Origin of the sequence: Sporomusa sphaeroides DSM 2875 (assembly GCF_001941975.2) — a bacterium.
In the GTDB taxonomy this organism is placed as follows: domain Bacteria; phylum Bacillota; class Negativicutes; order Sporomusales; family Sporomusaceae; genus Sporomusa; species Sporomusa sphaeroides.
In genome coordinates this window covers 2054232-2075809 of record NZ_CP146991.1, presented here as the reverse complement: position 1 = coordinate 2075809, position 21578 = coordinate 2054232, and the positions used below count along the sequence as shown (strand labels likewise).

Annotated in this window: 23 protein-coding genes and 2 tRNA genes; 4 read left to right on the top strand and 21 right to left on the bottom strand. The window is 45.2% G+C overall.

What is annotated here, in order from left to right; translation table 11 throughout:
* Positions 1–17: 17 nt before the first annotated feature.
* The 3 genes from SPSPH_RS09545 to gpr form a co-directional block, all read right to left on the bottom strand.
* Entirely contained in the window at positions 18–512 is a 495-nt protein-coding gene (locus SPSPH_RS09545) for a hypothetical protein (RefSeq protein WP_075755435.1), read from the bottom strand.
* Positions 513–531: 19 nt separating this feature from the next.
* Positions 532–1638, bottom strand: a complete 1107-nt coding sequence (spoIIP, locus tag SPSPH_RS09540; protein WP_083945463.1) for a stage II sporulation protein P — start codon at positions 1636–1638, stop codon at positions 532–534.
* A gap of 102 nt (positions 1639–1740) precedes the next feature.
* Complete coding sequence (gene gpr, locus SPSPH_RS09535) at positions 1741–2712, bottom strand: GPR endopeptidase (RefSeq protein WP_075755433.1); 972 nt, start codon at positions 2710–2712, stop codon at positions 1741–1743.
* A 155-nt stretch (positions 2713–2867) separates the two neighbouring features.
* On the opposite strand from gpr, the gene rpsT reads away from it, so the two are divergent.
* Positions 2868–3134 carry a 30S ribosomal protein S20 gene (gene rpsT / locus SPSPH_RS09530; protein ID WP_075755431.1) on the top strand — a complete coding sequence of 89 codons (267 nt, stop codon included), beginning with the start codon at positions 2868–2870 and terminating at the stop codon, positions 3132–3134.
* A gap of 142 nt (positions 3135–3276) precedes the next feature.
* Here rpsT and holA read toward each other — a convergent pair whose 3' ends face one another.
* The 3 genes from holA to SPSPH_RS09515 are packed head-to-tail and all read right to left on the bottom strand — an operon-like array spanning position 3277 to position 7343.
* The gene (gene holA, locus SPSPH_RS09525) at positions 3277–4317 is read right to left on the bottom strand and encodes a DNA polymerase III subunit delta (RefSeq protein ID WP_075755429.1); all 1041 of its coding nucleotides are present in this window, start codon (positions 4315–4317) and stop codon (positions 3277–3279) included.
* Between the two features lie 18 nt (positions 4318–4335).
* Positions 4336–6729, bottom strand: a complete 2394-nt coding sequence (locus SPSPH_RS09520) for a DNA internalization-related competence protein ComEC/Rec2 (protein WP_158027058.1) — start codon at positions 6727–6729, stop codon at positions 4336–4338.
* Positions 6726–7343: a ComEA family DNA-binding protein gene (locus SPSPH_RS09515; protein ID WP_075756038.1), complete on the bottom strand. Its 618-nt coding sequence runs from the start codon at positions 7341–7343 to the stop codon at positions 6726–6728. The genes SPSPH_RS09520 and SPSPH_RS09515 overlap by 4 nt, the downstream gene beginning before the upstream one ends.
* A 255-nt stretch (positions 7344–7598) precedes the next feature.
* On the opposite strand from SPSPH_RS09515, the gene SPSPH_RS09510 reads away from it, so the two are divergent.
* Both SPSPH_RS09510 and SPSPH_RS09505 read left to right on the top strand, forming a co-directional pair.
* The gene (locus SPSPH_RS09510) at positions 7599–9014 is read left to right on the top strand and encodes a sodium:solute symporter family protein (RefSeq protein WP_075755427.1); all 1416 of its coding nucleotides are present in this window, start codon (positions 7599–7601) and stop codon (positions 9012–9014) included.
* Between the two features lie 16 nt (positions 9015–9030).
* Positions 9031–9450 (top strand): HutP family protein, encoded by a 420-nt coding sequence (locus SPSPH_RS09505; RefSeq protein ID WP_075755425.1) that lies wholly within the window; start codon positions 9031–9033, stop codon positions 9448–9450.
* Between the two features lie 53 nt (positions 9451–9503).
* On the opposite strand, the gene SPSPH_RS09500 is transcribed toward SPSPH_RS09505, so the two are convergent.
* The 9 genes from SPSPH_RS09500 to SPSPH_RS09460 all read right to left on the bottom strand — a co-directional run bounded on the left by SPSPH_RS09500 (position 9504) and on the right by SPSPH_RS09460 (position 14705).
* Complete coding sequence (locus SPSPH_RS09500) at positions 9504–9962, bottom strand: DUF4878 domain-containing protein (RefSeq protein ID WP_075755423.1); 459 nt, start codon at positions 9960–9962, stop codon at positions 9504–9506.
* 51 nt (positions 9963–10013) lie between these two features.
* Entirely contained in the window at positions 10014–10319 is a 306-nt protein-coding gene (locus SPSPH_RS09495; RefSeq protein ID WP_198930901.1) for a DUF1294 domain-containing protein, read from the bottom strand.
* A gap of 186 nt (positions 10320–10505) precedes the next feature.
* Positions 10506–11405: an SDR family oxidoreductase gene (locus SPSPH_RS09490; protein WP_075755421.1), complete on the bottom strand. Its 900-nt coding sequence runs from the start codon at positions 11403–11405 to the stop codon at positions 10506–10508.
* A 71-nt stretch (positions 11406–11476) separates the two neighbouring features.
* On the bottom strand, positions 11477–12280 hold the full coding sequence (locus tag SPSPH_RS09485) for a hypothetical protein (RefSeq protein ID WP_075755419.1): 804 nt from the start codon (positions 12278–12280) through the stop codon (positions 11477–11479).
* A 313-nt stretch (positions 12281–12593) separates the two neighbouring features.
* Entirely contained in the window at positions 12594–12779 is a 186-nt protein-coding gene (locus SPSPH_RS09480; RefSeq protein WP_075755417.1) for a hypothetical protein, read from the bottom strand.
* An 80-nt stretch (positions 12780–12859) separates the two neighbouring features.
* A complete protein-coding gene (locus SPSPH_RS09475) occupies positions 12860–13462 on the bottom strand; it encodes a CBO0543 family protein (protein WP_233138761.1) in 603 nt (200 codons plus the stop codon).
* A 357-nt stretch (positions 13463–13819) separates the two neighbouring features.
* A complete protein-coding gene (locus tag SPSPH_RS09470) occupies positions 13820–14023 on the bottom strand; it encodes a hypothetical protein (RefSeq protein ID WP_075755415.1) in 204 nt (67 codons plus the stop codon).
* Between the two features lie 112 nt (positions 14024–14135).
* A tRNA-Met gene (locus SPSPH_RS09465) sits at positions 14136–14211 on the bottom strand.
* An 8-nt stretch (positions 14212–14219) separates the two neighbouring features.
* Positions 14220–14705: a hypothetical protein gene (locus tag SPSPH_RS09460; RefSeq protein ID WP_075755413.1), complete on the bottom strand. Its 486-nt coding sequence runs from the start codon at positions 14703–14705 to the stop codon at positions 14220–14222.
* Positions 14706–14936: 231 nt separating this feature from the next.
* Here SPSPH_RS09460 and SPSPH_RS09455 point away from each other — a divergent pair, with 231 nt between their 5' ends.
* Positions 14937–15269: a hypothetical protein gene (locus tag SPSPH_RS09455; RefSeq protein ID WP_075755411.1), complete on the top strand. Its 333-nt coding sequence runs from the start codon at positions 14937–14939 to the stop codon at positions 15267–15269.
* 44 nt (positions 15270–15313) lie between these two features.
* Here the strand turns inward: SPSPH_RS09455 and SPSPH_RS09450 are convergent.
* The 6 genes from SPSPH_RS09450 to spoIVA all read right to left on the bottom strand — a co-directional run bounded on the left by SPSPH_RS09450 (position 15314) and on the right by spoIVA (position 21576).
* Positions 15314–15390 (bottom strand) — tRNA-Pro (locus SPSPH_RS09450).
* Between the two features lie 194 nt (positions 15391–15584).
* Positions 15585–16883, bottom strand: a complete 1299-nt coding sequence (locus SPSPH_RS09445; protein WP_075755409.1) for an FAD-dependent oxidoreductase — start codon at positions 16881–16883, stop codon at positions 15585–15587.
* Positions 16884–17263: 380 nt separating this feature from the next.
* Positions 17264–18169 carry a homoserine kinase gene (gene thrB / locus SPSPH_RS09440; protein ID WP_075755407.1) on the bottom strand — a complete coding sequence of 302 codons (906 nt, stop codon included), beginning with the start codon at positions 18167–18169 and terminating at the stop codon, positions 17264–17266.
* Between the two features lie 19 nt (positions 18170–18188).
* The gene (locus SPSPH_RS09435; protein ID WP_075755405.1) at positions 18189–19484 is read right to left on the bottom strand and encodes a homoserine dehydrogenase; all 1296 of its coding nucleotides are present in this window, start codon (positions 19482–19484) and stop codon (positions 18189–18191) included.
* 8 nt (positions 19485–19492) lie between these two features.
* Entirely contained in the window at positions 19493–19942 is a 450-nt protein-coding gene (locus tag SPSPH_RS09430; protein ID WP_075755403.1) for an ACT domain-containing protein, read from the bottom strand.
* A 155-nt stretch (positions 19943–20097) separates the two neighbouring features.
* Complete coding sequence (gene spoIVA / locus SPSPH_RS09425; protein WP_075755401.1) at positions 20098–21576, bottom strand: stage IV sporulation protein A; 1479 nt, start codon at positions 21574–21576, stop codon at positions 20098–20100.
* Positions 21577–21578: the final 2 nt, after the last annotated feature.

Sequence of the window (21578 nt, the reverse complement as noted above, 5' to 3'; positions counted from 1 at the left end):
AACTGCAAGCGCTACCTCTATTCGCCAATATACTGTTTAATTTGCACTATAGCCGCTTGGGCCTGTGTTCTCACTGCCTGAATGGCAGTCTCAATATAGGGTCTAATGTGATTCCAGTATTCGAGCACCTGTTCCTTCGCGGCAAACGCTTCATCCACAAACTGCCGGTGCCAAACATCAAGCCAATGTCCAATAAACCTTCCGTCAATTTCTATTTTAGCCGGAATAGTAATGGCATGATTGGCGATATGCACTACAAGCTCATGGTCTGTCCGGGAAATATGGGCAAAAGGATATATTTTGCCCAGCGTTAAGCCATAGCCAAAAGCATAAGCCGAATATACATCTTCCCGGTTGCGGCCAATATAAAAGAAGCGTTCTTGCTCAGGACGCTGAGTGAGAGTGGTTAATTGATGTTCTGCCAGTCCCACACCAATTACAATAATGGCCAGCAATATAAAAAGACCTCGGGCAATAATTCCTATATCATTTGCCGCCACCCGTTCAAACACGCCACCCCTCCTCCGCTGACTAACGGTTCTCAGCAAGTATTTCTGCCAGTATGTCTCCCAGTATTTCCATACTACGCATGGCCTCTTCTTTGCTGCTTTCCTGTGATCCCACTTCTATCAGCAGCGCTCTGGGATGAAGATGCTGGTTATACCGCCACTCCACCAATTGAATACCGCGGCATAACCCCGGAAATTTAGCATTCAGCTTAGCGTCAATTAACTTAGCAAAGGCGTGATTCTGCTGCCAGTGCGGTTGGGGCAAATCCTGCTGTCCGGTAGCTACAACAATAGTAATTTTGGCAATCGGCAAATCATTAGCCATAAGGGTTACATTTTGGCGCTTATCGGCGTCGCGATGAATATCGAAAATCATTTGAATCGACGGATTTTCGGCAAGCATTTTTTGTGCAGTAATTTCGGAAGGTCCATACGCTTTCATAAAGCTGGGGTAGTCGTGAATCGTGGTACTGTGAATGGCTTTTACCCCATTTTTCTCTAACTGCTTGGCTAATGCCGCTCCTACTTCCACGATTTCACCATGCTGGCCTCCTGGCCGGTGCGTCACGCCGGAATTGGGAATAAAAGCTTCCGCCGTATGTGTATGGTATATTCCTACAAGCGGTTTGTCCGTAATTGCTACAGTTTTCGTATCAAATACCGGGAAGTTCGGCAGTGTCGTTGCACTGACAGCAGGCGATACCGGCTTTTTAAACGCCAATATAAAAGGGATTTCCTGTGAAACTAGCGAGCGCAAATCGCGAAAATCAACACCTGCAAATACCCGCACTATTTTGTTGGCAAAATTTTCATCACTGGGTGCCGGCGTTATTTTTATTATACTTTGCGGCTGAAATGTCAGGGAAAAACCAGGAATGCCTGAAATAAGCACGTCCTTTCCTTTAGGCCACAAAGCAGGCATGTATTGTCCGTAATATACTGCTTTGCCACTTACCGGTATAGCACTCTGTGTCAGATTGAGATAGGTGCCAAAAAATAATCCTCCTGATATTACCATCATCACCACAATAAACGCTATATTGGAAATCCTATAGATGCCGTAAAATCGCAAGAAATTAGACCAATGCCTGCTTTGATTTCTTTGTTTCCGCTCTTTCCTCGTAACCATTGCCGCCTCCGCCAGACCCCCAGAATTGGTTGTCCTCTGCTATTTTTGTTTACATACAATGTATATGCCTGGCGGCAGGACGATATTACAATTAGTCCCAAATCAATGTAAGTACATATGGATATTCTCGTAATCAATGTTAGGATGCATCGCCTGATTAATGCCGCCGGCCACAACGGCAGCAATATCTTCGATGAGTCTGTCAACCTCCTTAGGCGTTACCATAAGGTCTCCGAGTATGTCAGGCAATACCTGTCGGACAATGGTCTGCCTGTCCTGGTCAGATAAATTGGCCATGCTCTTAAAATACCGGCCAAAAGCCGCATGTTCCTGGAGAGTGTTAATGGTATCCATAGCAATGGTTGAAGCATGCACCACTGTCGGTACGCCAATAGCCACGACCGGCACTCCTAACGAGGTCTGCGTAAGCCCAAAGCGTTTATTGCCGACACCTGAACCAGGATGGATGCCGGTATTAGCTAATTGGATGGTAGTAATTACCCGTTGACTGGAAGCAGCAGCCAGAGCATCGATAGCGATTACCAGACTGGGCTTGATATTGTTCACAATCCCCTGGATAATTTCGGCTGTTTCCATACCGGTTATACCAAGCACACCGGGAGAAATCGCACACACCGCGCGCACACCGCCTTTTAGTTCCGGCGACAACATCTCCTGCAAATGCCGGGTAACGACAATCTTGTGCGTAGCCCGCGGGCCTAAAGCATCTGGCGTGACATTCCAGTTTCCAAGGCCGACAACCAATACGGTGGCGTTGCGAGGTAAATTAACCATTCCAGCTAATTCAACCGCCAGGAAATTCATGATTTTTTCTTGTAACGGAGTATTTTTATAGCGTAAGCCGGGTGCCTCCAGGGTAATATAACTTCCTTTGGCTTTCCCCATCATTCGCTCCGCCTCAGGAGTAGTAATATTTACCCGGGTAATAAGTACATCCTCATCTTCACTGGTCTCAACTAAGACACCGGGAATGTCTTCTCTCACCTGTTTTGTCAGCATTTCACGCGCTTCTAACGCCAAATCGGTTCGTACTGCAGCAGGAACTTGATCCATGAATTATTCTCCCCCTACTAAAAACTATTTCAAACCTATCTTATCCGGAAAAAAAGTTAGCTATACCAAGCCAATTGCTTTTACTTTATTGCTTGCTTTTTCCTGTAGAGCATGCTAAAATAGTTCAGTAACATATACATAAGGAGGTGAATTACTTGCCAAATATTAAAGCATCTGAGCGTAGCGTAAAAACTGACGCAGAACGGCGTGCCCGCAATTATTCGGTAAGATCAGCGATTAAAACTTCTGTTCGTAAGGTGGAAGAAGCTGCACGTACCGGTAAAGCAGATGAGGCCAAGAACCTCCTGACTACTGCTGCCAGCGTTATTGACAAAGCAGCCGCCAAAGGCGTTATTCATAAAAATGCCGCAGCTCGTAAGAAGTCCCGTCTAGCTCGCAAAGCTAATGCAACTCAAGCTTAATTATCTCAATAATAATTGAAACCCTGTTCACTAAAAAGTGGACAGGGTTTTCTTTATCCTAACAGAGAGTATAACTTTCTTAAAAGCAGGATCAACATCGGCTTCCGCTTTCGCCAAAGGCTCGGCGCAAGCCGTGTTTTCTTTATCCGCATAATTCAATAATTATTTTTTCCAGGGCTACCGGACCTGTCCGGCTTGACTTTAAATCCTGGTCGGCTGCCGCCAGGCTGAGCATAGCCTCTCTTAGTTTACTGTCAGCAAAACCCCGGCTTTGCTTCACCAGTTTCTCACCAATAAAGCCTGGCACCTTAAAATACTCAGCCACCTCCCGGCTGCCATAGCCTTGGTGTGTAAGTTCTTTAGCCTGCCATAACTGTCTGACCTGCCGGGCTAAGAGTGCCAATAGCCTCACAGGGTGTTCCCCGGCTGCCAGTTGTTCACGCAAGAGTGCAAGGGCCTGTGAAGTATGTCTTTGGCTTAGCGCCTCCACCATAGCAAAAATAGATACCTCGGGAACGGAAGACAAGATTTGCAATAAATCCTGGCGGGTAACCAGCCTTTTATCTGCCGTATATAAAATTACTTTCTCTAATTCATTGTTTAAAAAATCAAGAGAAACTTGCGGCATCATGCTGACTGCTGCTATAAGATGTTCCTCAGCATCGGAAGCCATTTTGATTTTGAGTTCAGAAAGCCGGTCTGTCAACCAAGCGCGCAGTTCCTTCCCCTTTAAGGGTGCTGCCTCAAAGACAACGCCATTTTTTTCCACAGCTTTATAAATCTTACGCCGCTTATCAGGCTTATCGGGCGTCAGAAATACAAGATGACTATAGGCAGGCATATTACTAAATAAAGCAATTAACCGGTTTAATGCAGGATCGGTTTTGTCCTGCCCCTCGTCGCTGCTGCTCTTGCGTCCGGCACTAAAAAGCGTCGTGCTGCGGATAATGATTAAGTTCTTTTCACCTAAAAAGGGTATTGTTTCAATAGTATTTATCAGTTCTTCCTTAGCTGGATCGGCTTCAAAAATAATGAGGTTCATATCCCGGTCTGCCGGTGGTACCACACTGGCAATCAGAGCCTGCTCGACCTGCCGCAGATGATAGGTTTCTTCCCCATGCAAAAGATAAACAGGAGCAATCTTATTTTGTTTAATGAGAGCACGTATTGCTTTATAATCCATAATTCACCAGCTTATATATTATTTGATATAGGTGTCAACTTCCAGCTTCCTGCCGTCAGACTTAAACACTACGGCCCCATGGGTATCTGTACGGTAAATTACGGTCTGCCTGTCAGTCAGGCGTCTGATGGTTTCCGGATGCGGATGCCCGAACCGATTGGCATAGCCTACGGAAATAACGGCATACTCCGGGTCAAGAGCCTGTAAAAACGCCGCCGTGGTGGAGGTCTTTGAACCATGATGTCCTACTTTAAGCACCGTACAGGGCTTAACCGCTTTTGCGGCAAGCAGCGCCTCCTCACCTTTTGCTTCCAGGTCGCCGGTGATAAGAAAACTATGCCGGCCATAACTTACCCTAACCACACTGGATACTTCATTGCCTGTGACAGCCTGATTTCGGCCATTTTCACCAACCGCATGCTCGATACCAACATCCACCCCATCCAGTTGAAATCTCTGATCTGTATATGTAGGAATAATCGCGATCGCCGGTTTAGTGTGAACAAGTGCCTGTACTGCCTGTGAGTATTCTTCTCGCGGCAGCATAACCTTATTGACGCTAACCCTGCCGGCAATACCGGCAGCGCCGCCTGCATGATCTTGGTGTCCATGGGTCAGGATTAAGTAGTCAACGGTTGTCACACCATAGTGCTTGAGATAGGGAGCAACCACTCTTTCACCGATATCATAATTTGAGCTGCTGAAACTGCCGCCGGTGTCTACCAGTACGGCCTTGCCGCGGGGTGTAATAATCAAAGCCGCATCCCCTTGACCCACATCAATAAAGTGCACGGACAAGGGCCGCGGATACCAGGTATACACTGCCAGCAGACCAATAATTACCATGACGGTTGTGGCGCAAGTGCCCGGACGCTGCCTGACAAGCTGTCCCGGACCCGGGACAGCTAACGGACGCCAGCCATAAAACCAGGCCAGGAGCAGGTAGTAAGCCGCACTCCCGCTTATCCCTACGGACGGTATGTAAACAGAACTGTACGGCACCGCTGCCAGGAGCGCTGTCAGCATCATAACCAAACCGATCAACAGGCTGCTGATAACAAACACCAGGTTGCCAATGACCGGAACAACGGTATAAATTATAACTCCTGTCAAGCCAAGGATGATTACCAGTTCAACAACCGGCAGGACAAGGATATTGGCAGCAAAAGAGATGAGGGAAAAATTATTAAAATACCAGGCAATTATCGGCAAAACACCCAGTTGGGCACTCGCGGTCACCGCCAACGGTCCTGCCAGCCATGCTGGCAAAAAAGCAGACAGATAATCATATGTCGGTTTATATAAAAATACCAAACCGGCTGTGGCGGCAAACGATAATTGAAAACTAATATCATAAAGCAGCAGCGGCTGATAAACAAGCATTCCCAGCGCTGTAATGGCTAGTGCCGCCGGAGCATAGCTTTCCCGTTCAACCAATATTGCCAGCAAGCTGATTATGCCCATAATCATCGAACGTATTACCGGTGGCGTGAATCCGCTGATACAGGCATAAAATACAATCGCCAGTACAGCCACAACCGTAGTCGTCCGGGAACCCAGCCGCAGCTGATTGCCGAACCACCGTATCAAGCCTGCCACCAGTGCAATATGCGCGCCTGAGACAGATAAAATGTGAATTAACCCGGTTGCCGCGAAATCATCGACAACATTTTTATTTATTCCTTGATAGCCGCCAAACAGTACGGCCGTTAAGATAGCGGCATCGTTGACCGGCATTACCTTTTGCAAGGCCCGGACAATTCCGGCTTGCCAGTCTGCCAGCGCTGCACGCCAGGAGTATCCGGCATAGGCTGTATTCAGCTTAATGTTCTGCTCCTGTACAGACATACGTGCTGTAATACCCTCGCGCTTAAGCGCAACCGTCATATCGATCTGTCCCGGGTTATTATACCCGCGCAGCTCCCGTACTTTCCCATAGACAGTTATTTTATCACCGTAAACTGCCAACTCACCGTTTTCCTTATACAGCACATTAATGCGAACTTTTCCACTGGAAGCTGAGTTAGCGCCTGTCTTTTCCAATTCTACATTTTGAACTTTGACTACATATCTTACTTGTTTGCCGTGCGTATTTGCCTGGCTTATCTCAGGAACGGCATCCACAATTCCCGTGACCGTAACGGTTTTCCCGATATGGTGACTAATAGCATCGGCCGGAACAATGCTATCCAGATTGGCACAAAGCATTCCGGCAATAAAAAACAGGCCGATAATCGGCCAAAAGGCCTGTTGGTAATTACGAACAACACGCCATAACGCTGTCAAAAGCAATAACACAGCCAAGACAATAAGCGTCAGACTATGCCAGCTATATATCCCTGCCTGCCAAATACCTGCGGCAAAAGCGGCACAGGCAAATACAATAATAGTATTTATTTGCTCCGTAATCACAGCGATATTTTGTTTTTAAACTGATTATATTTTGCCTCACCAATACCTGGCACTTTCTTGATATCGGCAATATCTCTGAACGGTTCAATATTGGTGCGATACTCAATAATCCGTTCAGCTATTGCCGGGCCAATGCCTGGCAGTTTATCCAATTCCTCTTTGGAAGCGGTATTAATATTAACCTTATCACCGCTGCTGCCAGTATTGGCATTAGCAGGCACTGCCATACCCGGATTATTGCTTACAGGAATAGCGGCGTAAGGGACGTGAATCTGCATCTCATCTTTAAGCAGCATTGCCAGATTAATTTTTGCCGCATCTGCACCAGGCATAAAGCCGCCGGCCAAGGCCACGGCATCAACCACCCGGCTGCCGCGAAAAAACTTGTACACGCCCGGCTTGCTAACCCCGCCGCTGACATAAACTACAACTTCATCTTCTTCCCCCTTGCCGGCAGGAATAGGATTAGAATTTTGTAAGGTTTCCGGTGAAGGCGCCGCTGTATTCAAAGCCCGGTCTGCTGAAGTCTTTTGCACAAAGCTGTAACAACTATAGGCCAAAATCCCGCATGCCAGCATAATAATAATGATTAGCTTTCTCTGCAGAATCCCCATACAATGATACCCCACTTTGTATTTTTGAATATATTTCAACAAATTGGGGTAATATCCTGCCCAATTTTCATTTTTGGTAAATTGTTTTACAGATATCGCCATTGACATTATTTTACTCGTTAGTTACCATAGAATTGCAATATAGCAGCTTTGACCCGGTTTTGTAGGATGGCAGGATTGCAGGAGCCTTGAAAGCAGGTGGTAGTAACCAACCGGTCAATAGCCATTGTAGATGTAGAAAGGTAGGATAGTTTCATGTCAATTCAGTTTGTAATTGTTGTCCTTTATATTTTTTTGCTCTTTGCCATCAGCCTCTATGCGAAACGTAAAGCTGCCGGCGGAAGTGTGAATTTTTTATTTGGCGGACGCCAAATGAATGCCCTCTTAGTGGCCGCTAATGTGGCAGGTCTGGCAGTTGGAGCCGCCTCAACCATCGGCGTGGCAGAAAATGCCTTCACAGCCGGTATCGCGGCCGGCTGGTATAATGCTGCCTGGGCTGCCGGCGCCTTGGTCATGGGCGTATTGGCAGCCGGAAAATACCGCGAAATGGACTGTACCACCATTCCCGAACTCTTTGAACGCTATTATGATAAAAAAGGCCGGGTTATCAGTGTTATCGGCCTAATTACTATACAATTGGTTATAACATCCATGCAATATCTGGCCGGCGGCGCCATTTTGTCCTCAATGCTGCCGGAGGTATTTTCATTCACCGGCGGTATGATTACCAGCGCTATCGTTTTTGTGGGAATAACCCTAATCGGCGGACTATGGTCATCCGGTTTATCCAATATTGTCAGTGTTGCCCTGATATATGCAGGCGTTGTTACCGGAACCATACTGACAGTTAAGCAGCAGGGCGGTTTGGGCACAATCGCCGCTCAACTGCCGCCAGGCACTGATTGGTTCACCCCTCTTGGCGGACTCGGTTTTGCTACCATTGCCGGCTGGTTTGTTGTTATGATTACCCAAAGCTTATCGGCCCAAGGCCCGGTGCAGATTGCCTGTGCCGCCTCAAGCGCCAAAGCTGCTAAACGGGGATTCATCTGGGGCGCAATTTTGATTTTCCCTATCGGCTTCTTATGTGCCATTATGGGTTTGGCTGCCAGAGTAGCTTATCCTGAAGTGCAGGCAACCCTGGCACTGCCAAAGATTATTATGGGACTTGATCCTGTGGTTTCAGGCATTACCCTTGCCGCGTTATGGGCTGCCGATGTGTCGACAGCCTGCACCTTGTTGCTTGGCGCCGGCACCTTATTTGCTCAGGATATATATAAACGGTTTATAAATCCCGCAGTGACCGAAAACAAATATGTCATTATCAACCGTGTAACTATTTTGGCTTTAGGCTTTTTCACCCTTTGGCTGGCCTTTAACGCAGTGGGCATTTTGAAAACCCTGCTGCTGGGCCTAAGCTTAACAACAGCATTTACCCTTGTGTTTTTATGTACGATCTTTTTGCCAGGCCTATGCCGGCGGAATTCCGCCTTTTATACCACCCTGGCCGGTATGCTGACATTGCTGGCCTGGCAGCTGATTCCGGAAATTAGAATAGTTGCTCACCCCATCTATCTCGAATGGCTTGTATGTATAGTAACTTTCCTGGCAGTTGCGGTAATTGACCCTCAGAAAATCACAATTCCTGCGAAATCCACTCAAACTACACAATGATGGGGGATTAACAATAATGAGTGAAATAACCAGCATAGATGTTGGACGAGCCGCACTGCGAATGGCTATCAGTGAAACCAGACAAGACGAGCACGATACTCGGCAGTTATTGGCAAAACGAAACCTGCAGGCTGTAGCCGTAGATTTTGGCGGCGAGTTTATTCCTTCAGTCAAGAAAATCATTGAGCGGGCCGTTGTGGCTGCTCAGCGACAAAACCTGGTGCCTGGCAATCATGTTGGCGAAGGCGCTGTTGCCGGGGCGGTACACGCAGCCTTAGAACAAGTTTCTGCCAAGGCAGTAGGCCTTAATGTCGGTGGTAAAATAGGTATTGCCCGCCATGGAGAACATCTTTGCGTAGCCGTTTATTTTGGCGTTGGTGTGCTAAACCTTAATGAAGTTGCTGTAGGACTTGCCCACCGCTCATTGTCATTGTAAATTGTACATTAATATAGAAACAGGGTACCGGTTTATTAGCCGGTACCCTGTTTTTAAATACGACTAAGCAATTGGGCTAATACTTTGTATTTCGCCTCACGCAGAGCCTGATCATAATCGACAATATACCATTCACCGTCAATTTTTTCAAGACCTACCGGCTTAACCGAAACATTCATTGAGTTTTGTTCTGCCTGCAAAGTAACAACCGCTGCCGCATAATCACCTTGCTGAGCCACCTTTTTCACAGATAGCAAATTTGAGTTTTTAATTGTTGAACTGCTTTCACCGGTGACGTATTTTAATACGGTCTTGGTGTCACTAGCCGATGTCGGTGACACATAGAGTGCCGCTTCCTTCATCTGGTTGCCTTTAGCAGCATCAAAAAAGTTCTGAATTACCGCTTCTGGTGACAAACCGGACTGACGCTGAACACCTGAACCGCCGCCGCAACCGGCTGCAACAAGCAGAGCCAACATGAGCATAGCAACCAGAATTACCTTATTTCTCATACTACGTAATCCAATCCTTTCTAAGTATTATGGTAACAAGATACTTGTATATTATATCACAAAACAAGCAGTTTTTTTGAGGATAATTATGTAAATATAATAGCCGCAGACAAAATTAATCACCAGCATAACCGGCATACCAATAACAAAAGTTGCGTGAAGCGTCTTATGCCGATAAACATACATACCGGTAAGTACGCCGGCGGCACCAAAAAATAAGGCTGCGAAAAAAAAGGTGCGTTCACGAATCCGCCAGGTTTTTCTCTTGGCCCGCTCTTTATCCAGTTCAACCAAGCGAAATGCAACCACATTCCAGACAAAATACAGTATAAGCCAAGCTGGTAAATCAATATTCACTACAATCCACTCCCCCTGCCATTGTCCCCGCCGAAATATAATTGTCGGCGTTTTTTGGATGATATAGGATACTCCACTAAAACGAAAAAGCCTAGACATAAGTCCAGACAAACATAAAACGCATATTAATTGCTTTTAAACCGAACCTAGAACGCTTCCCATCAGCTTTATTGGTTCGGGATTTACCTAGCTTTCTGTTATTGTACCACCATTTACATGAAGAACTTGACCAGATACATAGCGAGAGTCGTCACTTGCTAAATATACATATGCCGGAGCGACCTCAAACGGTTGCCCGGCGCGTTTCATGGGGGTATTAGCGCCAAAGGTTTTAATATACTCGGCGGGAAAACTTGACGGATTTAACGGGGTCCAAATCGGCCCCGGGGCTACTGCATTAACACGGATATGCCTTGGTGTTAAAGATAAAGACAACGATCGTGTAAGACTGACAATTGCCCCTTTAGTTGCAGAATAGTCAATTAGATATTTTTCTCCTTGATATGCCGTCACAGAGGTAGTATTTATAATCGAAGCATAGGGGCACATATGAGGCAGCGCCGCCTTAATCATATAAAAGAACGCAAAAATATTAGTTCTAAAGGTAGCATCCAACTGTTCGGCAGAAATATCAAGAATGCTCATCTGGGGAAATTGAACACCATGATTATTTACTAATATATCTAACCGCCCAAAAGTCTCCATTGTTTCTTCCACAACAATATAGGACTGACGCTCGTTTCGCAGATCTCCCGGCAAAAGGATACAATCTTGACCGATTTCGTGTATTCGTCCTTTTGTCTCTTCAGCGTCCCGGTGCTCATCAAGATAGGCGATCGCAATACTGGCGCCTTCTTTCGCAAAGGCATAGGCAGCTGCCCGGCCGATGCCGCTGTCGCCCCCGGTAATAATTGCTACTTTTCCCTGCAGTTTGCCACTACCCAAGGAGTTTGGATTTTCTGAGATAGGTCTGGGGTGCAAAAGATACTCCATACCGGGTTGACGGTTTTGATGCTGGGGAGGAAAGGTAACGGGGACAGCTTCGCATTGTTCTTCCATCCCTAAGTATGAATACTTAGGATACATAACATCACTTCCTTATTCGGTTTACTATATCATATTCCACCTTGATAAGTAGTGACATAATATCTTAGAAATTAATGCAGAGATGAGATCATAACCAGCTTTGATTGTGATTGCCAATTAGTTCCTGTATATTTAAACATAGTTTCTACCTCAGCTAATCTGTCTGCTCTATAAGCGCCAGAAAGACTTTGACTGCCTTTTAGCTCGTAGACCCCATCATGATCGATATCAACCGGTTCTAACTTAACAAAAGGGGCAGTCATTGTCTGAGTTTCCTTTTGTACCTTACCCTCTTCGTCATAAATACCTAACCGCAAATAATCTTCCCGGCGTTCAGCTACTCCAACGATTACTGTTGTTCCATCGGTATTATTGGCGAGAGCTACTTTCCAACCGTCCACAAACTTGCCAGTAATGTTAGTGGCAAAATTCTCTTTACTGCCGAATAGCTCTTTTGGCTCACCGCCACTAAAAGATATGATATTGTGATATGACCATCCACCGCTGCCGCCTGATGCTGTCGCTACGTAGACGTCAGCTATTTTATCACCCGAAAAATCGCCAGCGAAAAGATAGGGCTGATAACCGCCTACTTCAGCAAGAGGAAAACGAATAAATGACTTATCTGCACCGCTTTTTACTGTAATACTAAGATTTTTAGCAGCAGAAAAATTGGACTGGATTTTATAGCCGGCAAGGTATATCCTGTCAGCTATACCATCACCGGTTACATCAGCCTCGAGAGTATCAAAAATATAATAATCGGCAGGTAAGTTTATTTCCGTTGCCAAAATAGCGCTCGCATTCACTGCCATCATCGGTGCAGTGAATAAGCTCAGCATAATCGCGGCCATAAGAACTTTAATTTTTTTCATGTTGCCAGTCGACCTCCTTTATAATATGAACGATAAACAAAGTGAAAAGTAACAGTTCTTATTAAACCCCTCACAAACTGTTGCCTTAGCTGCCGCTGGCAGGATATGATCACAGCAAGCAAAAAACTTAAAGTCTGGGAGAAATCATTAATTTCTCCCAGACTTCTATCTTTCGTGTTTCACAGACAATACTGTGCGTTTTCTCCCGGATCAGACTGGCTCGAAGCCACGGAATCCCAGAAAACTTATTATATTATATTGAATTAATTTTAACACCGCATTTTAATTTAAGCAAGCTTTTGCTATAGGCTCATTATCTTAACTGGTTGGCAATATCTTCCCTGCCAAGTTCTTTTAATTTTTTCCTCGCAGCTTCTAAGCTCTTGCCCAGTGATATTCTTTGCTTGCTGCTAATTAGTATTAAGGTATACTCACCATTGAAATCTGATATTTGCTCACTCATATCACCACTCACCCAAATTGTTGGAGCTCCAGCCATAATATCGCTCCTCCTTTTTTTGGTAGCCTTTCGCCAAAAGATAATAAATCCCTGCTGAAGTCTAAAAAAGGGCGTTCGGTTTATTGATCAGGCATGGTTAACCCCAGATACAATCCGGCCAGAAATATCGTAAAAATTGCCACAAAATGAATGACAAACCAAAACCATTGTTCAGAGCGGAAAGCCTCGGCCGGTATGGGCGCTCTCAAATGCTGCGGTATAAGCTTACCACCGATCCATTCCATTAAAATAAAAAAGCCCCACCAACTGGTGTATGAATCCCAGAAATCCCATTCAAAATCATAGTGAATCAGCCTTGTTGTATTTTTTAAGACCGTTTCCAAGAGCACGCCAAGATTTACGATCACCCCATAAAAGGCTATTTTGTGCACCCAGTTTACCGGACTGTACCTGACACCCAGAATAACATAAAAAGAAAATGCGGTCAGAACTGCAATCACGGGAATACGGCTAAACGGCATAAAGATGTAGGGAAAAGAGTAAAAGCCTACTTTTTCAAAAATAAAACAGAGTATAATTCCCAGCATTCCGGCGATCGTATAAAGCAGGCCATAGCGCCGCCAGTCCAGGCGCAGAATAAAAAAGGTACCGGTAAGCGATACTATCAAACTAATCACCGATATATACATTTCCATACTGCTATCAAGAAAAGTCAGCCCCATAAGCCTGGCCTCCAGAATAATTCAATTTTGTTTGTAGTGTATTCCACAACAGTGCTTTATAATCAAATTAATTTTCATGCCAGACTGATCTGATTGTTATGGACAACAGTTACTGCCTTGGCAGAATGAGAAAATGAGCAAAATCGATTCAACAAAAACTGGAGAATAAGCAAATGATTGCAGTGTGCAATCACAAAATAACTCCACCTGATGATGCCCTGCCGGGAACAGGTCGAAACACTCTCATTAGAGAGTGTCGCGTGAACCCGTCACAAGGAGTATTACAAGGCTCCCCCTTAATATAGATTGTTCTCTGAAAATAAAAAGGCCTACCAGATAATCCTGGCAGGCGGTCGACTATATTAAATACTCTTTATCATTATCAATCAAAAAAGTTAAGTAATCACGAATAATCTCATTCGCTTTGGACTTATCATTGGCATTAGCAAAATGAAAGCTTCCATCGGTAATCTTAAAATCTTGAATCCCTTTTAATAAAAGCTGTTCTCGTATACGTGAAGTTAATTTACTCATGAGTGTCTCTTCCGTGCCGGCAATCACAATATCACATCCTTATTTCCATAATTTGGATATATTATATCATTACACTGCCAAAAAGCCAACGAAAAAATAAAAAGCCGCCAACCGGAACCGGCAGGCGGTATAAATTTCGTGGTTGCGGGGACAGGATTTGAACCTGTGACCTTCGGGTTATGAGCCCGACGAGCTACCAACTGCTCCACCCCGCGATGATTGTTTATCGAAGTCTTTTTATTACCTCGTGGTGCCATGGTAGCCATACTCCGTAAACCACAATAAAAACAGGTATTGAATACCAATTTTGCCATCCCAATAATTTCATGTATCCAGTCTGCGTAAGCAGCCATTCATAAGAATAAGATATACCTGTAAATATTGCAACATATAACCACTTGTTTTTTTTATCAAAATAGTTGATAAATATTACAGCTAAACATGAGGGGATAATTGCATAAGACGCTAAGTCCCCAATCCCCTCTTTACCGGGATCTCCCAAGTCAAAGAGATCAAAATATTCTCCTAGAATATTTATGTCAAGTAGCACACCTACACATCCTACGACTCCAAAGGTAAGGTAGATACCTAGCCAATCAATCTGTCGTTTGGGCATGAACACAACAAAGAGCAATACGGTCATGCAAAACAGTAAAGGAAGCCAAATTCCCGAAGCATATATATCCAATCTGTCCAAAAAAGCATCCATTACATTAAACATCTCCTTACCACGCTGCTATCAGCAGTATTCCCTTATTATAATTTTTATACTAACACAATTTGTATGAGACTTGTTCTTAATTGTCCTCCTATCATCAGCCGCTTACCGCAGAATTTTATCTCTCGCACATCTCACTCCGTATAAATTCTCGGTAATAGCACATCATATAAATAGGGAGAATCACCCTAAACGCCATTTTTAAGGGAGGTAACACTATGGGTGGCAGAACTCTTGACCAGTTTCGCAGTAGGCAACAAGCCAGGTCCAAAAAAAATAAAGAAAGCGACTTGCCCAAAGATCCCAAAAAAGAAGATTCAAAGCGTGATTCTGAATAGGTGGCAACCGCCGCCTTCTTTTATTTTAACACTAGGGGCTTATATTCACGAATTGCAGTCAGTGGAAGAACATTCTGCTAATGTCATGCAGGGGATTTTGCAAACATTAAAGCCGGAAATAGAAAGGACAGACCAATTAAGGTCTGTCCTTTCTATTTCTACAAGGTTTAATTTTGTCCTCGCTAAAATGCGGCAAGGGACAAGATTACATAAATAAAAAAATCCGCGGATCTATAAACCCGCGGATTTACTGGACTTTTCTGGTCGGAGCGACACGACTTGAACGTGCGGCCTCTACCACCCCAAGGTAGCGCTCTACCAAACTGAGCTACGCCCCGACATTGTTACCAGTCATGCTGTATTTTCTACGATGTTTGACTGACAAAATTTATTGTACCTAATTTCCGGAGAATTGTCAACAGTTTTATCAATTATAAGTTTTATTATGGAAACTTTTATTAGTTATCTGGTAAGTCCAGCGTGATGATTCCACACCGACCGAACAACAGTAATCGCTAGCTTTTAATGCATATTACCGGCATATTGCTGCCCGCTTGACCGGACGGGCAAATACTCCGCTTAGACCGGCTTTTGCCACCCGCTGTTTAATGGCTTGGATATCGGTGGTATATAAGCCTTTCTCCTGCATGCGCTCAAAGTATTGAGCACCGGAAAATGTGTATTTTACTTTTAAGCCGTTTACTGATTGCATTTGTTCGCCGACATGGGCAATAGCATCACCAATGGCTAATGTTTCGGGTAATATCAGTAGTTTTTCGCCAAGTGCCTGACGTAGTGCATTATGTCCTGCCAGAGTACCTGTTGCAATGGCCTCTGTATGGCCAACCAAGAGACCGGCCTTTTCGCCGCCGCAAAACAGGTTATCAAGTCCCTGGACTTTGAGGGTGTTGTCCCGCGGCGAGAGTGCGGTAAAACGCATCGAATTGCCCACACCGCCGGAATATGGATCTTCATAACGGGCGTTCTCAAAGCCCGGAATCTGGCGGAGCATGTCCAATGGAAAATAAGGCGTCATGAGCTTGGCATGACCGGTATCAAGCAGAATGACGTTATCAGCAAATTCCTTTAAGGCATATTGCTGGCAGGCTTTTATCGATAGAAAGTCCGGCTTTTTAAGCCGGCCAGGTATAGGGACGACAACGACCCCCTTAGTGTTAAGTTCTTTAACAATGGCTTCACTCAGTGAGTCTTTGTGGAGTTTGCAGGAACCGCTCATGGCACCTAAGCTGCCGTCAGCCTTACGCCCAATCATTTCTTGTATGCCGGCACGGGCGGCAATGCTTATTCTGGGGCCAAAGGTTGGACAACGAATAATACACATTGCGCAGCCGTTGCCATACTTGCTGCACTGGGATTGGGGGCCGGCGGTCCCGGTAGCTTCGACAAATACATCACCATACACTTCGTCGTCCTTGTCGGTGATAACTGACTTAATTCTTTGCCCGTCCATTGTAATGTCACGCACTCTGGCCAGGAAGTTATATTTTATATCATAGCATGCTAATAATTGTCTGATAGCGGGTTCCACATGCGCCACATCATACAAAGTAACATGCTTGTGACCGGGAAATTCAATATTGCTATGGCGGGCAACTTTATCGATAGTGTTAAATATATCGTCACCCATAGCTGACAATTCTTCCGCAGCCGTAAACCGGCCATTATTACGCATAATTCCACCGACCAGGCCTGTTCCCAGAAGCATGTCTGCCCGTTCAAGTAAAATTACTTCACCTGCGCCTGCTTTTTTGGCAGCTACAGCTGCACTGCAGCCAGCCCACCCGCCGCCAATAACAACTACTCTAGGCACGAAGACACCTCCGTTATAGTTCAGGCAATGCCCGTATTTTGCAGATATTCTTCCGGGATGTACCTTATGACTCCCGTTGCAACAAGATAACGCTGCCTTTCTTTATCCGATGACTACCTCGCTCTAAGACTCCAACTCTCCAGGCGGGAGTATACCCCTACGGGCACAGGTGAGCGACTAAGTCCCTGGATAAGGGCGACTAACCTTCAGATGGGGTTAAAATCCCACTTGAAGCTAAGTCTACTTTATATTTTGGCATGAAATACCGCAAATATGTATAAAGAAATACGGCTACGCCCGGCCTCTGGCGACAGGCGGCAGTCGATGTTGCCCAAACAAAAACCTGATCGCGATATGTGCGAACAGGTTTTGTATATATGTTATAGTATTATAGCACCTTGCCGGTCAATGTTTAACAGTTGATATCTTGCTTTGATTTTATGAATATTGAAGGCTTTGACCATTACCTGCCCCACTTCATCGGAGTCTCCGTCGGTAAAGGCCAGCAGACATGGCCCGGCACCGCTTAACGCCGCCCCCAGTGCTCCGGCCTGACGGGCAGCTGTTAATACTTGCGCCATACCGGGAATAAGCTTCTCACGATATGGCTGGTGCAGCCGGTCTTCCAGCGCGTGCAGCAGGAGTTTAAATTCACCGGTGCACAATGCTCCGACTAACAGTGCCGACCGGCTGACATTAAACACAGCATCCGCAAAGGGTACCGACTCTGGCAATACTCTGCGGGCAGCCTTGGTAGACAGGTTGAACTCAGGGATAACAGCTACCATTGAAAAATCCTTGGGAGGCAGGAACCGCAAATATTTGGCAGAGCCGCTATCCATGATGCTGACAGTAATACCGCCAAAAATAGCCGGAGCTACATTATCAGGATGGCCTTCAATACTGGTAGCCATATCCAGAATTTCTTGCTTTGATAATTGACAGCCGGTAAGTTCATTGGCTGCTACCAGTCCACCGACTATAGCGGCCGCACTGCTGCCAAGTCCTCGCGCCAGGGGAATATTGTTGACCATTTTAAGCGCAATTCCCGGATAGTGCCGGCCTGTTTTATTCAGAACCATCTGAACGGCTTTAATGGCAACATTAGAACCGTCAGCCGGGATAGCACCTGCACCTTCGCCCGCTACCTCAAGTGATATACCTGCTTGTGGACTCAAAGTAAGTTCAAGCTCGTTATATATCGTGCAAGCTATACCAACCGCATCAAACCCCGGGCCGCAATTGGCCGTTGTTCCCGGCACGCGGATTTTCACGGTATTTGCCATGATATCGCCACCTTTACTGCTATGAAATCTGCTCTGCTTCTACTCTGATTACATTGCCCACTTTGCTTACCATCGACATGCCCAGTAAGGTATTCATGGCTAGACGGATGTTTTCGTCAGATACCCGGTATGTAATAAGCACAAGCTCTGTTGCGCACTCCACTTTACGTTTCTGAATGACGGAATGCAGGCTGACCTGCTGGGCACCAAATGCACCTGCAATAGCCGCCAGCACACCCGGTTTGTCTTCGACTAAGAGGCGGATATAGTACGGTGATTCGGTTTTACTGACAGGATAGATGGGTTTTTGTTCAAAACAAGTACACAATATCCTGCTGCTGACATTATGGCGAATATCGCGGGCTACATCAATGATATCGGCTGTCACCGCACTGGCAGTTGGCAATTCACCGGCCCCGCGGCCATAAAACATGGTTTCACCTACGGCATCACCTTTGACAAAAATAGCATTAAATACATCATTCACTGCGGCTAAAGGATGAGTAACCGGCAGGAAGGCCGGATGTACACGTACATTAATCCCCCGGTCATCTTGCTTGGCAACAGCCAGAAGCTTGATGACAAAGCCAAGTTCCCGGGCATACTCAATATCTTCAATGGTAATATTGGTTATACCTTCAATATAGACATCTTCTAATGTAACCCGGGCACCAAAACCGATGGAAGCCAATATGGCAATTTTTCGGGCCGCATCATAACCACCGACATCAGCTGACGGATCGGCCTCGGCATACCCTTTGGCCTGAGCTTCGGCTAATACATCACTATAATCCATTTGTTCGTTGGTCATTTTGCTGAGCATATAGTTGGTCGTGCCATTCACAATGCCCATAATCTCACTGATTTGATTAGCCGCCAGACATTGTTTCAACGGTCTGATTATCGGGATACCCCCGCCGACACTAGCTTCGAATAGAAAATCGGTATGAGTTTCTGCCGCAGTGTCAAACAATTCGCGGCCGTATTTGGCCACCACATCTTTATTTGCGGTAACAACATGCTTGCCGGCCTTGAGCGCGGCTAACATATAATCTTTGGCCGGCAGCTCGCCGCCCATAACTTCAACCACGATTTTTATATCAGAATCATGTAGTATTTCGTCAATACTTGTTACCAGTTGCGCCTCTGTTGTTATATTTCTAACCTTGTCTGGATTTTTTACCAGTATTTTCTTGATAACAACAGGTGCTCCCACTTTTTGTTGAATACTGCGGGCGTTATTGGCCAATATTTTAACCACACCGGTACCAACAGTCCCCATTCCCAACAAAGCAATCTGGATTGCTTTCATTATTTTTCCTCCTAAGCCTGACCTAGAACTTCCAGTCTTTTCACACCATCAACCATTCTTAATTTGTCAAGCATTGCTTCCAAGTCAATAGCTAATTCGGCAGTTTCAATGGATATAGTCGCATTGGCGACCCCTTGCAGAGGGATCCCCTGATTAATTGTCAAAACACTGCCATGTTCGTTGGCTATCGTGTTTAGAACCCGTGACAATACGCCTGATTTGTGTTCAAGCAACAGAGCAAGTGTAACAATCTTTTCTTTACTGGCTTCATAAAACGGAAATACATAGTCCTTATATTTGTAATAGGCGCTACGGCTTAGTTCCATTTTTTCCACTGCTTCGTTAATTGTTCTTGCTTCACCGCGTTTTAATAACTCTTTTACCTTAATCGTCTTTTTGATGGCTTCGGGTAAGATTTCCTCCCGAACTAAATAAAAAACAGCTTTTTGTCCTGTAACCATGGTTCTCCTCCTCGGTACTGCTACTACGGATGGATATCTGTATCTGGTAGACATTATATCATCAATTCTGCCAGGTTTACAAGCCAAAATACAAAAAAATTCTAGTCAGTCCTTTACAGACTGACTAAAAAATTCTTCTGAAAATACTGTTTTTGTTAAAAAATGATACATATTAATCCGCCGCTGCCATCATTAACGATTTTTTGCAGTGTATCTTTTAGTTTTAACTGCGCATTTTCCGGCATAGCTGTCAATTTATTTTGAATGCCTTCACGAACCAGTTCATTTAAAGATTTACCAAATAAGTTGGTACGCCAAATTCTTTCCGGTTCGCCTTCAAATTCACGCATGAGGTATTGAATGAGCTCTTCGCTTTGTTTTTCAGTGCCGATAATCGGAGAAATTTCCGCTTGCACATCAGTACGGATGATATGTAAGGATGGAGCCGAAGCCTTTAGTTTTACGCCAAACCGGTTGCCTGTCCGGATAATTTCAGGTTCTTCTAAAATCATTTCATCAAGTTGTGGCGGTACAATGCCATAACCAGTTTGTTCAACATCTTCAAGCGCAGAGGCAATTTTGTCATACTGCCGCTTAGCTATTGACAGATCTTTCATCAGGCGCAACAAATGATGTTCACCGCTAATAGTAAAGCCGGTGAGCTCTTCAAGTACACTATAGAAAAGATCCGGGCGGGCGGTCATTTCGATAACGGCTATACCACTGCCAAGGTCCATGTCATGAAGAATGACATCGGCGACAAAGTCATAACCGGACAAATCGTCAATGGCCCGATCAATATCACGCAAACGGCGAATGTATTGAACGACGTCATTCACCGCACCCTCAAATTTTTGTCTCAGCCAGTGATCTTTCTCCAGCTCTTCTACCCACTTAGGCAATGTTATATTGACTTCTTTGACCGGGAATTCATATAATACTTCCTGCAAAATTCCATAAATATCGTCATGCGATAATTGGGCACAATCAACCGGAATAACAGGCACATCATAACTGCCTTCCAGTTTAGCCACAAGTTCACGAGTATCTTTGGAATTTGGTTTGCCGGTATTTAAAATGACCAGGAATGGTTTTTGCAATTCTTTAAGTTCGGCAATGACACGTTCTTCGGCCGGAAGATATTTATCCCGGGGTAAGTCGGTGACAGTACCGTCTGTGGTAATGACCAAACCAATTGTTGAATGTTCGGCAATAACCTTACGAGTGCCAACTTCGGCTGCTTCCTGGAACGGAATTTCGTTTTCGAACCAGGGTGTAAGCACCATGCGGGGGCCTTCTTCCTCTTCATAACCCAGCGCACCGTCTACGGTATAACCAACACAATCGACAACCCGAACCCGCACATTAACATTGTCTTTTACATTGATTTCGACGGCTTCATTAGGGATGAACTTAGGCTCTGTCGTCATAATAGTTTTGCCGCCGGCACTTTGCGGCAGTTCGTCTTTGGCACGTTCTTTATCATGGGGATTACTGATATTAGGTAATACCATGGTTTCCATAAAACGTTTAATAAAGGTTGATTTACCCGTGCGAACCGGACCGACTACACCAATATAAATATCTCCACCAGTGCGTTCGGCGATATCTCTAAACAGGTCGAATTTTTCCATCT